Source organism: Bacillus sp. CGMCC 1.60114 (assembly GCF_042676365.1).
Taxonomy (GTDB): Bacteria; Bacillota; Bacilli; order Bacillales; family Bacillaceae_G; genus Bacillus_A; species Bacillus_A rhizoplanae_A.
On sequence record NZ_JBHTHG010000007.1, the window covers coordinates 350898 to 363712 of the forward strand.

Annotated in this window: 13 protein-coding genes, 1 pseudogene and 2 other annotated features (1 of these 16 only partly in view); of the genes and pseudogenes, 7 read left to right on the forward strand and 7 right to left on the reverse strand. The window is 37.3% G+C overall.

Annotated elements, in window-relative coordinates; all coding sequences use genetic code 11:
* Nucleotides 1-97, reverse strand: a binding site (T-box leader) (it extends 157 nt beyond the left edge of the window).
* A 254-nt stretch (nucleotides 98-351) separates the two neighbouring features.
* Together ACFQZ1_RS04935 and ACFQZ1_RS04940 are read left to right on the forward strand one after the other, a co-directional pair.
* Nucleotides 352-921, forward strand: coding sequence for a hypothetical protein (locus tag ACFQZ1_RS04935; protein ID WP_377880981.1), 570 nt, complete (start codon nucleotides 352-354; stop codon nucleotides 919-921).
* Nucleotides 922-1168: 247 nt separating this feature from the next.
* Nucleotides 1169-1882: a hypothetical protein gene (locus tag ACFQZ1_RS04940; RefSeq protein WP_377880982.1), complete on the forward strand. Its 714-nt coding sequence runs from the start codon at nucleotides 1169-1171 to the stop codon at nucleotides 1880-1882.
* A gap of 150 nt (nucleotides 1883-2032) precedes the next feature.
* Here the strand turns inward: ACFQZ1_RS04940 and pheT are convergent, their stop codons facing one another.
* The 3 genes from pheT to ACFQZ1_RS04955 form a co-directional block, all read right to left on the reverse strand.
* On the reverse strand, nucleotides 2033-4453 hold the full coding sequence (gene pheT / locus ACFQZ1_RS04945) for a phenylalanine--tRNA ligase subunit beta (protein WP_377880983.1): 2421 nt from the start codon (nucleotides 4451-4453) through the stop codon (nucleotides 2033-2035).
* Nucleotides 4454-4471: 18 nt separating this feature from the next.
* The gene (gene pheS / locus ACFQZ1_RS04950) at nucleotides 4472-5506 is read right to left on the reverse strand and encodes a phenylalanine--tRNA ligase subunit alpha (RefSeq protein ID WP_377880984.1); all 1035 of its coding nucleotides are present in this window, start codon (nucleotides 5504-5506) and stop codon (nucleotides 4472-4474) included.
* A gap of 44 nt (nucleotides 5507-5550) precedes the next feature.
* Nucleotides 5551-5779: a binding site (T-box leader), on the reverse strand.
* 32 nt (nucleotides 5780-5811) lie between these two features.
* Nucleotides 5812-6609: a TrmH family RNA methyltransferase gene (locus ACFQZ1_RS04955; RefSeq protein WP_377880985.1), complete on the reverse strand. Its 798-nt coding sequence runs from the start codon at nucleotides 6607-6609 to the stop codon at nucleotides 5812-5814.
* Between the two features lie 82 nt (nucleotides 6610-6691).
* On the opposite strand from ACFQZ1_RS04955, the gene sspI reads away from it, so the two are divergent.
* The gene (gene sspI / locus ACFQZ1_RS04960; RefSeq protein WP_377880986.1) at nucleotides 6692-6901 is read left to right on the forward strand and encodes a small acid-soluble spore protein SspI; all 210 of its coding nucleotides are present in this window, start codon (nucleotides 6692-6694) and stop codon (nucleotides 6899-6901) included.
* Nucleotides 6902-7014: 113 nt separating this feature from the next.
* Here the strand turns inward: sspI and ACFQZ1_RS04965 are convergent, their stop codons facing one another.
* Both ACFQZ1_RS04965 and ACFQZ1_RS04970 read right to left on the reverse strand, forming a co-directional pair.
* A complete protein-coding gene (locus tag ACFQZ1_RS04965; RefSeq protein ID WP_377880987.1) occupies nucleotides 7015-7251 on the reverse strand; it encodes a hypothetical protein in 237 nt (78 codons plus the stop codon).
* 186 nt (nucleotides 7252-7437) lie between these two features.
* Nucleotides 7438-7572, reverse strand: a pseudogene (locus ACFQZ1_RS04970) (sigma-70 family RNA polymerase sigma factor); the annotation flags it as partial.
* Between the two features lie 225 nt (nucleotides 7573-7797).
* Between ACFQZ1_RS04970 and ACFQZ1_RS04975 the strand changes: the two are divergent.
* The 3 genes from ACFQZ1_RS04975 (at nucleotide 7798) to ACFQZ1_RS04985 (ending at nucleotide 9337) form a co-directional block, all read left to right on the forward strand.
* Nucleotides 7798-8016, forward strand: coding sequence for a hypothetical protein (locus ACFQZ1_RS04975; RefSeq protein ID WP_377880988.1), 219 nt, complete (start codon nucleotides 7798-7800; stop codon nucleotides 8014-8016).
* A 218-nt stretch (nucleotides 8017-8234) separates the two neighbouring features.
* Nucleotides 8235-8816: an HD domain-containing protein gene (locus ACFQZ1_RS04980; protein WP_377880989.1), complete on the forward strand. Its 582-nt coding sequence runs from the start codon at nucleotides 8235-8237 to the stop codon at nucleotides 8814-8816.
* 176 nt (nucleotides 8817-8992) lie between these two features.
* The gene (locus ACFQZ1_RS04985; RefSeq protein WP_377880990.1) at nucleotides 8993-9337 is read left to right on the forward strand and encodes a hypothetical protein; all 345 of its coding nucleotides are present in this window, start codon (nucleotides 8993-8995) and stop codon (nucleotides 9335-9337) included.
* 29 nt (nucleotides 9338-9366) lie between these two features.
* Here the strand turns inward: ACFQZ1_RS04985 and ACFQZ1_RS04990 are convergent, their stop codons facing one another.
* On the reverse strand, nucleotides 9367-11214 hold the full coding sequence (locus tag ACFQZ1_RS04990; protein WP_377880991.1) for a DHA2 family efflux MFS transporter permease subunit: 1848 nt from the start codon (nucleotides 11212-11214) through the stop codon (nucleotides 9367-9369).
* A 13-nt stretch (nucleotides 11215-11227) separates the two neighbouring features.
* Entirely contained in the window at nucleotides 11228-11881 is a 654-nt protein-coding gene (locus tag ACFQZ1_RS04995; RefSeq protein ID WP_377880992.1) for an HlyD family secretion protein, read from the reverse strand.
* Nucleotides 11882-12164: 283 nt separating this feature from the next.
* Between ACFQZ1_RS04995 and ACFQZ1_RS05000 the strand changes: the two genes are divergently transcribed.
* Complete coding sequence (locus tag ACFQZ1_RS05000) at nucleotides 12165-12785, forward strand: TetR/AcrR family transcriptional regulator (RefSeq protein ID WP_377880993.1); 621 nt, start codon at nucleotides 12165-12167, stop codon at nucleotides 12783-12785.
* Nucleotides 12786-12815 lie beyond the last annotated feature (30 nt).

A 12815-nucleotide genomic window follows, 5' to 3' on the forward strand; every position in this document is an offset into this window, starting at 1 on the left:
AAGGTGTTCTTCACATATACCGCCTCATCAGGCTCGCACCGTCCCTGACTCGCTTTAGATTATAGTATATACTACTTTTCCTTATCATCGTCTTTCATTTTGTTAAACTAAAATTAATGTACTACATTAGCGAAAAAGATGCAAGTTGTCCTTCAAAGCAAAAAGCCTTTTTATTATCACCCCATCTAATTAATGTAGGTTCTGAAAAGTAGCTTAGGAAAAAACAAAATCACCTTAGTTTATCTATGTATAACAATAGTCCATTTTCTTAATTCACTATTAACAAAAAGCATCTGCAATTTAAAAAACATATTCTACACTATACCTTAATGAAAAAGTGAGGAAACGTGAATGAGTCCAGATTATAAAAAAAATTTCGTTACAAGCACACCTTTTTTTCCTTATATCGTTCTATCAGAACTTCATGCAATTCAAAAACCTGTAAAATTACCAACATCTCCAACAATCCAAAAACCGATACAATTATCGAAATCTCCTGAACTAAACACTATGTGCTGCAGACAAATTGTAGAACACAAAATCCCATTAGTTCCCCCTGCAAAAAGAGGAACCATCGAAGTTGATAAACAAATATTTACTACGATTGAAAAGGTGTGTTCAGAAGTCGTTGTCGTAGTTGGCTTTATCCGTAAAACTATTACTTATACAGCAGTAATGCATAACAAAGAGATTCCAAACCATAGCATCCAAGATGATGTTCCCTTCCAAGGTCTTATAGAATCAATGGATATAAAAGAAAACGATCAATTTAGCATCATCGAGCAAAAAATACTCAGTGAAGTTCTCTCCTATGAAGCTAACTTTGGAAAATCAAATGATCCTCAATTATGTGAGCCAACTCTTGCTTTCAATTTTACAGAAAAAGATATTATAAAAATTTCCATACAAATGATTACTTAGCAAACAAATATTTGTGATGGACGAATAAACTTATTTATTAAAAATAGTAATCCCCCCCGATATTCTCCCATACAAGCTCCATATATATTTCATAACTTATAGAAGGAACATCCCATTCTATTCAGACAATTCATTCGCGGGTAGTGAAACTTCCAGCAGTGGAGGTCTTACTACCCGCGAATAGGGATATAAAAATCCCAACTCGTCTGAATAGAATATATCCTATAAAACAAAGGAGGAATACTTAATGGCTTATCCTCTTACTAATCCAACAACTTGTTGCCAAGTTGCTGTTGAACACACAACGCAACTGGTCCCCCCAGCACTCGAAAATACCGTTACCTTCACGAAAACAGTTGAAGCAAATATTGAAAAGGTACTCCCGGAAAGAGTTGTTATTTACGGTGCCATCCATACAACTCTCACTTATACAGCTGTTTTAGAAGATGGGACTCTAGTGCCAGGTTTTCAAGTTGTAGACGATATCCCATTTCAATGTGTCATTAACCGCGAAGATGCCAATGAAGGTGACATTTTTGAGGTGACTGGCGTGGCCATTTTTAGCGAAGTTTCTGCCCAAGAACAAAACTTTGGAGTTATAAATGGACAGCGGGTTGCGTTTACATTCAAAGAAAAAGAAATCGTCAAAGTTTGTGTTAAAAGATTAGCAATTACTAGTATAGACGTAGATCTTGGATTCACTTTGACAAGTGAAGATGATAACCCTTCTGCACCAGATCGTTTATTAGTCAATGGTATCGGGTTTGCAGGAATACCAGTTTTTTTCACAGTGGCAGGCCCAGCAACTGTTTCTCCAGCCATGGTTTTTACAGAAAAAGACGGGTTCTTTAGCACTACTGTCAATGCTTTAGGGCCTGGGGATATAACTCTTACAGCTTCAGGTATTGTAAATGGAATTCCTTTTTCCCAAAAAGTAACAACTCCTTCACCATATGCATAAATGAAGCTTCTATTACTAACGGTAACGGGATTCACCTTTCATATCGATTCAGTTATTAACAGAAACTATCATCAGTTTAACTGCCCCCCCAAATGGCGGGATAAATTACACAAAAAAACAATAAAAAGCAGCCACAAGGCTGCTTTTATATTATTTACGTAACTCCGCACCAAATTTCTCTTCTACCGCTGCTAATACACGGCTATGCGCTTCTGTTACTTCTTCATCTGTTAATGTGCGTTCTGGATCGAAGTAGTTCATAGAGAATGCAAGTGATTTCTTGCCTTCTTCCATTTTTTCGCCTTCATATAAGTCGAATAATGTTACTTCTTTTAGAAGCTCTCCGCCTGCTTCAGCAATTGTTTGCTTCATTTCACCGGCTTTTACTTCTTTCGCTACAACAACAGCCATATCGCGTGTCATAGATGGGAAGCGCGGGATTGTTGTATAGTACGTTTCTTCTGCCTCTGCTGCGAATACTTTCGCAAGAGATAATTCGAATACGTACGTTTCTTTTACATCTAATTGCTTTTGTGCTTCTGGGTGTAATTGACCGATGAAACCAATATTTTCGCCGTCTAGTACAATATCAGCTGTACGTCCTGGATGCATACCTTCACGTTTTGCTGGTACATATGTGATGCTCTTCGCAACACCCAGTATGTCAAACAGTCCTTCTAATACACCTTTCATAACAAAGAAGTCAACAACCTTCTTCTCACCTTGCCATTGATGATGAAGAGCTAGCCCTGTCATAACACCAGCAAGATGTTGTTCTTCTTTCGGTAGTTCACCTTCTACTGTTGGTAAAAATACAGAACCTACTTCGTATAATGCAACATTATCTACTTTACGAGCATTATTATATGCTACTGCTTCTAATAATTGCGGCACTAAGCTTAAACGAAGCTGACTGCGTTCTTCACTCATTGGAAGTGCTAGATTCACAGGTGTTTTTTCGTTTGATTCCACCATATATTGTTTTGCTTTTTCAGCATTTGTTAATGAATACGTAATCGCTTCATATAACCCAGCGCCTTCTAAATAACGGCGTACTTTACGACGCTTTGTTTGCGCCGCTGTTAATTTACCGCGCGTGATTGTACCAGTTGGTAATGTTGAAGGAATATGGTCGTATCCGTATAGACGACCTACTTCTTCTACTAAGTCCTCTGGAATTGTAATATCAGGGCGACGTGCTGGTACGTTCACATGGAATGTTCCTTCCACTTCTGTGAATGGGAACTTTAAGTTTGTGAAGATTGTGCACACTTGATCAGCAGAAATGTCTGTACCTAATACACGGTTAATCTTTTCAACTGTAACAGATACTGTACGCTCTTCTACTTGTAAGTTATCAACTTCTACAACGCCTTCTAACGCTTCACCGCCAGCATATTTCGCCATTAATGCTGCCGCGTGTTGAATCGCTTCGAATGTACGCGTTGGGTCGATGCCTTTTTCAAAACGTGCACTTGATTCGCTGCGAAGACCTAAGTCTTTTGATGTGCGGCGTACTGTTTGACCTGCAAAATATGCAGACTCGATTAATACGTTTACTGTATCGTTATCTACTTCAGAGTTTGCTCCGCCCATTACCCCGGCAACAGCTAACGCTTTTGTGCCGTTTGTAATAACAAGGTGATGAGCTTGTAATGTACGTTCTTGATCGTCTAATGTTGTCATTTTCTCGCCTTCCCCAGCAAGACGAACAACGATTTCTTTTGATCCTAATTTATCATAGTCAAACGCATGTAATGGTTGACCGTATTCAATTAAGATATAGTTTGTAATATCAACTACGTTGCTAATTGGACGAATGCCAGCTGCCATTAGGCGCGTTTGCATCCAGATTGGTGATGGACCAACTTTTACGTTTTTCACCATTTTCGCAATGTATAGTGGGTTTTGCTCTGTTGCTTCTACACTTACAGAAATGTAATCAGATGTTTTTTCTGCCGCTTCTTGTAAATCTGATGCTGGAAGTTTCACTTCACGACCGTAAATTGCTGCTACTTCGTATGCAACACCTAACATGTTTAAGCAATCTGCACGGTTCGGTGTTAAACCTAGTTCAAGTACTTCATCATGTAAGTTTAAGATTTCAAGTGCATCTGCACCAACTTCTGCATCACTTGGGAAGATGAAAATACCTTCTGCATAATCTTTTGCAACTAATTTCCCATCAATGCCAAGCTCTTGTAAGGAACAAACCATACCATGAGAAGCTTCGCCGCGTAGTTTTGCCTTTTTAATTTTGAAGTTGCCAGGAAGAACAGCGCCAACTTTTGCAACCGGTACTTTTAAACCTTTCGCAATGTTAGGAGCTCCGCAAATAATTTGAACTGGCTCTTCTTCACCGATATCGATTAAACATTTGCTTAACTTATCAGCTTCCGGATGTTTTTCGCACTCTAATACGTGACCAACTACAACACCTTTTACGCCTTTATTTAATACTTCAACGCCTTCTACTTCGATACCGCTTTTCGTAATTTTATCAGCTAACTCTTGTGCTGTTACATCTTTAATATCTACATACTCTTGTAACCAACGATATGATACGAACATTCTTTATCTCTCCTTCCCTTACGCTCGTTTGAATTGTTGTAAGAAACGTACATCATTTGTATAGAAATGACGAATGTCATCAATGCCGTACTTCAACATCGCAATACGCTCTGCACCCATACCGAATGCGAATCCTTGATATTCTTTTGAATCATAGCCAGCCATTTCAAGTACATTTGGATGAACCATACCTGCACCTAAAATTTCAATCCAGCCAGTTCCTTTACATGTGCCGCAACCTTTTCCATGACACATCATACAAGAAATATCCATCTCAACAGATGGCTCTGTGAATGGGAAGAAACTTGGACGAAGGCGAATTTCACGATCTTCACCGAACATCTTCTTCGCAAACGCTTGTAATGTACCTTTTAAATCACTCATACGAATGTTTTTATCGATAACAAGACCTTCAATTTGCATGAACTGGTGAGAGTGTGTCGCATCATCGTCATCACGGCGATATACTTTACCAGGGCAAATAATTTTAATTGGGCCTTTTTCTGTATTCTTTTCCATCGTTCTTGCTTGCACAGACGATGTATGTGTACGAAGCAACATTTCTTCTGTAATGTAGAAAGAATCTTGCATATCGCGTGCTGGGTGGTCTTTCGGTAAGTTTAACGCTTCGAAGTTGTAATAGTCTTTTTCTACTTCTGGACCTTCAGCAACTTCATAACCCATACCGATGAATAAATCTTCAATTTGCTCAACAACCGCTGTTAACGGATGGTGACAACCTGTATTTACAGGACGGCCTGGTAATGTTACATCAATTGTTTCAGAGGATAATTTTGCTTCAATTACCGCTTTTTCTAAATGATTAATTTTTTCTTCTAAACGTGTTTGAATTGCTTCACGCACTTCATTTACTAAAGCTCCCATACGTGGACGCTCTTCTGGAGATAATTTCCCCATACCGCGCAGTACTTCTGTAATTGGACCTTTTTTTCCTAAATACGCTACGCGTACATCGTTTAAGCCCTTTAGCTCTTTCGCTTTTTCAATAAGCTCTAACGCTTCTTGCTTTAGCTCTTTTAAACGTGCTTCCATTTGGAACCCTCCTAATTTTAAAAATAAAAAAACCTCGCTCCCTAAAAAGGGACGAGGTAAATTCGCGGTACCACCCTAAATTGACAGAACAAGTCTGCCCACTCAATTCGTTATAACGGCTTTTTAAGCCGGAACGCCTTTACATTTACATGGTCCTGGCGTCAACTCCAGAGGTGAATTCACTTACGTCTACCATGAGAATACTTTCAGTCTACGGCATTCTCTCCCTATATGGCGATTTTGCAAGTTACTCTTCTCTATCAACGTTTTTAACTATTTTACTTCCATCTATTATAAGAAGTTTTTTATCGATTCGCAACTGGAGTTTGTAAATAATACGTTAAAATCCCTGCTGCAACCGCAACATTTAATGATTCTGCGCCTCCGTAAATCGGGATGTATAAGTTTTGATCACATTTAGCAAGAATCTCTTGGCGTACACCATTTCCTTCGTTTCCTACAATTAATGCGAAACTTCCCGTCGGTGTTACTTCACCGTATGGAACTCCATTTTCAAGAGCTGTTCCGTATACAGGAACGTTCTTTTCTTTTAACTTGTCTACCCATTCTTCTAAGTTTCCTTTTACAATCGGTAAATGGAATACAGATCCTTGTGTAGAACGAAGTACTTTACTGTTATATACATCAACGCATCCTTCTCCAAGCACAACGGCATGAATACCAGCTGCATCTGCTGTACGAATAATTGTACCTAAGTTGCCTGGGTCTTGCAGACCATCAAGTAACAGGAACTTTCCATCTGTCAAATTCACTTCTTTTTCTTGCTTTTCACAAACCGCAAATACGCCTTGTGTTGTTTCCGTTTCACATAACACCTTTACAATTGCTTCAGGCACAATGTACATTTCAACATCAGTAACCGTCCAATCTTTCGGAAGGTCTGTCTGATCCCAAACAATCAATTCTGTTATAACCCCTGCTTTTAAAGCTTCCTCCACTAAATGGAATCCTTCTACAAAGAATAGTCCTTTTTTATCGCGCTCTTTTTTCGTCTGCAGCTTTTTCCACTGCTTTACGCGCGGATTTTGTACTGAATCAATGTTTTTCATAATATGTATTTCCCTCTCTTCTTGTCTTCTCATTATAGCCTATTTTTCATACATATTTACATAAAAAAGAACAAAAACTAATGTCAGTTTCCATTCCTAAAAAGAGGTGAAAGTGATGAACTTTAATTTACGCGGTGCTGTATTAGCGAACGTAGCAGGAAACACACAAAGTCAATTACAAGAAACAATCGTTGATGCGATTCAAAGCGGTGAAGAAAAAATGCTTCCAGGACTTGGCGTTTTATTTGAAGTGATTTGGAAAAATGCTGATGAGCAAGAAAAGCATGAGATGTTAGCTACGCTAGAGCAAGGAGTAAAAAGATAAGAAATTTTTACAGAGACGGAGTATGTTAATACTCCGTCTCTAATCCTATTTATGAAAATAGCCTTCCGAAGAAAACGGAAGGCTATTTAAAATACCTATATACTTATTTACTTTTAAGCACTTGGAATATTCGGAATCAAATTATTAACAGCTTGCACAAGGTTATTTGCAATAGCTTGCTGCTCAGCTGTTAACGTGCCACCACCAGTGAATACTGTAAGACAGATTGGACAAGCTTCGATATGAATACCCAATAAATTAATAGCAAGTCCACCAGGTACATCCACAGTAAGAATAGTTGTTGAACCCGCAGGAGGCGTACATGTAGTACAGTTAGTTAGAAGAGCCATAAGTGTAACTCCTTTCTTTATAGAGTTACTTTATTTATATGACGGAATCAATCTCTTTGAAATAGACATTTGGACAACTTTTAATCATTTTGTTCAAGTATCTCCAAAATTAAGCATGAGTTCTGTGTCAGTAAGATTTTGGATGCCTTGCTTTATATCAATAATTTTTTTATCTCTTCTATCAATCACATCTTCTAAAGAAGATAAATGCTTTCGAATAATACTTTTTATCAGTCCACCATACTGATCAATGACGAAATACAGTGCTTTTTCATTTCGTTTTCGAAGTTGCTTTATAACATTTTCTTCTGTAATTTTCATATGTCCCCTCCTCTCTCAAACGTTCTACACTTATTATTTCGATCGTATATTGTTAATCTCTATCAAAACTCCATATTTTTTTATAATATCCAAAATAAACCTCATGTTATAAGATATAACTTATTACATAGGAGGTTTTCTTGTATATGCCATTCTTCAGCGTACTTTGGATATTTTTCATACCTGTTCTTGCACTATGCGGCATTGGCGGGGGATTATTTTATCATGATAAAAGGAACAATACACAAAAAATGGCTTATTCTCTTAATAGGAATTATTTGTTTTTCACTCGTTCTCCTGCCTCTTATTTTTGCAGGGATAGGAAAGGATGTAGAACAATCTCTTCCACTTTCAACGTCTATGTACTGGTGTATGTTAGCTATTGCTAGTTTATTAGCAGGCATCAGTGGTGCCGCAATCAAATCACTGTGGTTAAACATGTAGGGATTACTTTATGTTCACTTGTTGTAATAGGGATATTTTTCTATGAAATGATGTAATTTAATTATTCTCTTGAAAAGGGATCAGAACATAAATTTTTTCTATTACATCATTAATTACTTTACTAACATAACAATGATGTAGTAAAATGTTCAAAATATATTTATTGCTATTGTTTTTCTCTAAAATACACTGCACTGAATGAAAGGAGTGAATGTTTTATGCGCCGTGTTACACTTGAACAAATTTTTCAGCACCCCATCACCCAAAAATATGTAAACCGTTCTGGAATGGTTCATGCGATTGCTGTCGCTTACCACGCGTTCCACTTAGCCAAAAAGCATCACGCCTCAGTCGATGCGGCAACAAAGGCTGGTTTGCTTCATGATATCGGACATCACACATGGTATCGTAATGGGAAATGGGACTATGAATTGTATAAAGAGAATGATATACACGCTATTAAAGGAGCGGAAAGAGCTCATAAATTGTTAATCCGATTAGGAGAACACCCTAATCAAGCAAAGGAAATTTCCATTGCCATTCTCCTGCACACTGATTCTTTTCTACTAGAGCAAACACTTGAAAGAACGTCTCTGCAAAATATTATTAAATGGGCAGACGAAGCAGATGAAGAACCAGGAGGAACACATCACTATCGAACAATCTCTTATGAAAAAGCACTACAAGCAATCAAGCGATTAGATCAGATGGTAGATCGCGAATTACAAACAGATACACCATCCTCTTTGCATATTTCTGCAAATGAAGGAAAAGGGCAGACAAAACTTGTAAAGCATTAACATTTAAATAAAAGACGCTTGTTCATCTACTAAAGGGCAGTAAGATCCTCACTAATACAGTGAGGATCTTACTGCCCTTTAATGTGGGATAAATAAATTCACAAAACTAAATGACAAATAATGGGTTTCAACAGATAATAAGAATAACATCCTTTTTTATGAAAGGGGTTATATCTTTGTATATAAACGTTGATAAGCTGGTGGGCTTTTTAATCATTTGGTGTATACCGACATTTTTAGTTGTGAGAACGTATGGAAAAATGAATAAAGAGGAACGAGAAGAAGTGATAACTACCTTTAAGTCTTTCAAATTCATTTTCACGACTGGCTTTATGTTAATGGGGCTTTTTCTGTTAAGTTTAGGCCGACTACTATCACTGACCGTTCTTCAAGGAATTGGCGGTATTCTCTTAGTAATAGGCGGGTGTGTATACGCTGTTCAAGTGTGGCGTAAAGAGAAAGTAAAAAGCATCATTGTACTTATTGTCGCTTTATTTGCTATTACCCTATTCTTTATTTGAAACAGTTCAAACAAATAAAAAAGCAGAGATTATCTCTCTGCTTTTTTGCTCGCCTTATTTCCCGGTTGTAAGAAAAACGACAAGACTAATGCAATAGCAGTTAACGCCGTTGCAATCCAAAACGCATCATTAATGCCGTTAATGACGGACAACTTCGAAACTTGCCCAAATAGCATTTGCGAACTTAATGCGTTTCCTGCCTGAGCTGATCCTGTTAATGCAGCAACACTTTGCCCCATTTGGGATAGTTTATTTACAATAATCGGGTTTGTTGTTGTAATCGCATTTGCATAGTCTGCCATATGATTTGTCGTTTGCTGCGTCATAATTGTAATTAAGAGCGCAGTCCCAATAGAACCAGCAACTTGCCTTGATGTATTTTGCGTTGCTGTTCCATGAGAAATGAGTTTCATTGGCAGAGCATTCATCCCCGCTGTCATAATTGGCATCATGATAAAGGACATCCCAAACGAACGGATAATATAGTCTCTCATAATCTCACTATAAGGTGTTTCTAATGTTAAATGTGTAAATTGATATGTTGCATATGTTGTAAGGATTAATCCAAAAATAGCAAGTGGGCGAATGCCGTATTTATCAAATAATTTCCCAGCAAACGGCCCCATCAATCCCATGATTAAAGATCCTGGAAGAAGAAGCAATCCGGAATCAATCGGTGTAAATCCACGGATGTTTTGTAAATATACAGGAAGCAATATCATGCCGCCATATAATGCCATTGTAACAATTGCATTAATTAAAAGCGTCGAAGTAAATGCAGAATAGCGGAATACGCGAAGATCTAACATTTTATTGTCAGCCGTTAACTGTCTCCATACAAATAAACTTAGTCCAATGACACCAATTACAATTGCAATGATAACTTCCGCACTGCTCCAACCGTTATTTCCCGCTTCACTAAAACCATATAGTAAGCTTCCAAGTCCGATACTAGAAGCGATCACACCAAACGTATCTAGCGTTGCCTTTGATATAGGCTGTTTCAGCGTGAAATATTTTAGTGCTAATACGGTAATAAGTAAACCAATAATAAACATCGCATAGAACATAACATTCCATGTATAGTTTTGAATAACCCATCCTGTAATTGTTGGTCCAACGGCAGGTCCTAAAATCATCGCAATACCAAGTAGTCCCATCGCTGCCCCGCGTTTATGCGGCGGGAAGATTGTCATAAAAATATTCATTCCGACAGGCATTAAAATACCCGCCCCAACAGCTTGAATGACACGTCCTGTCATCATCATCGTAAAGCTTCCAGATAGCGCACAAATAAGTGAACCTACTGTAAAGAATAGCATAGCCGATAGAAATAAGTTTCGATACGTAAATCGAGAAACTAAAAATGCACTAATCGGTACTAATACCCCGTTCACAAGCATAAAACCCGTTGTAAGCCACTGTGCTGTAGATGTTGATACATTAAATTCATTCATTAAGGCTGGCAAAGCAACGTTAATTAATGTTTGATTCAAAATCGAAACGAACATCCCGAAAATAAGAACACCCAAGACTGCCTTTACGTTAAAATCAGGAAGCATCGTTTGAGAACGAGAAGATTTCTGTTCTGTACCTTCTGCTTTTTGTTCTTGGACTGGTTTTTCTTGTTTTACGATTTTTTGTTCTTGGACTAGTTCTTCTTGTTTTACAATTGTTTCTTCTACAATTACTTGTTCTCCAGTTCTTTCTTCAGTAGCTTCAGATGTTTCTTGTTTGATTACTGCCTCTTTTGTATCTTCAAAAACTGCTTGAACTGGTTCTTCTAACCCTTTTTCTTTTTTTCTAAAGACACGATTTACAATAATGAACACGGCAATACATAAAAGAGCGTATCCTGCAATAAAAATCGAGGACATATTTCATTCCCCCTTACTTATGAATCCGAACTGTGACATTCATGCCTGGGACAATATTTAACGATTTATTATGGTCTAATGAAATTTTAACTGGAATAACTTGTGTTACTTTCGTATAGTTTGCTGTTGCATTGCTAGATGGTAGCATAGAGAATGTATTTGCTGTTGTTAAACCAATTTGCTCTACTTTTCCTGTTAATGTTGTAGAAGGATAAGCATCTACATATACATCTACATCTTGCCCTTTTTGAACATCGTCGATATCTGTTTCTTTAATGTTTGCCGTTACCCATAAATCACTCATATTATACGCATATGCTAGTGGTGTTCCCGGCGCAATGTAAGAATCTTGCGTTGCATTCGATTGAACAAGCGTTGCATTTGTTGGAACTGTAACATCTACTTCTTGCGCTGCATTGCCAGCGTTACTTGTTACAGAACCTACTTTATCACCAGCATTATAATTTTTTCCTACTTCAGCTGTCCAGTTTGTTAATTTTCCAGCAACTGGAGATGCAATAGGTACAACTTTCCCATCAATTTTTGCATTGTCTGTTTTTAAATAATTTGTTGATTGATTGTAATAATAATAACCGGCAAATCCGCCGCCAACTAATACAATCAATGTAATAATATTGATGATAACCATTCTTCGTAATTGACTCATTGTGTTCTCTCCTTATTTTTAATTTTAGGTTATTTTCTAACAAGCCCTTTCTTTTTAGTTAATAATATTGACCATTCATATTATTAAGGACTAATCAAAAAAATAACTCTTTCCCAAGCACAAAATACTCTCCTTATTTTGTGCTAAGAAAAAGAATATCGTTTATAATTATAAATAATTCAGCTTGAGTGACAACCGACAATTTATTTCGATATGTTGTTTTTCCAACAGTCCTTTATATATATGTTGAAAAAGTATGAAAAACCAAGCAAGGAGAACGAAAATGTCTATTAAAAATTCAAATGACCCACGCGTAAAACGAACGAGGCAATCGATACGTGATGCTCTTATATCTTTAATACACGAAAAAGGTTTCAATAGTATTACGGTTCAAGATATTGCTGAAAAGGCAAACGTAAACCGAGCAACCTTCTATAGTCATTATCACGACAAATATGATTTGTTAGACAAGAGCATTGAGGAAATGTTAACAGCATTAGCAGATATTCTCAAGTCGAAGAAATTAGATAAGAAGGAGTTTGAACTTACCTTTGATACGCCCCATCCTATCTTTTTATCTTTATTTAGCCATATTGCTGAACATGCTTTCTTTTATCAAGTGATGCTCGGAGATAATGGGATTCCGAAGTTTTCCTTGCAAATGATGAAAGCGATTCAAGCGAATCTGCTTATCGCCCTTTCTCTTTCACAACCAAATGAAGAAGAATTGATTGTGCCTCGTGATATTCTCGCTAGTTATATTACAGGTGCACATTTAGGTATGATTCTTTCTTGGTTAAGACAAAATATGCCGTATACGCCCCATTACATGGCCTTGCAGCTATCTCGTTTAATCATTTTAGGTCCGTATACAGCCGCTGGATTAGAACCACCATTTAAATGAAAAAGAGCGAAAGGAATGTCCTTTCGCTCT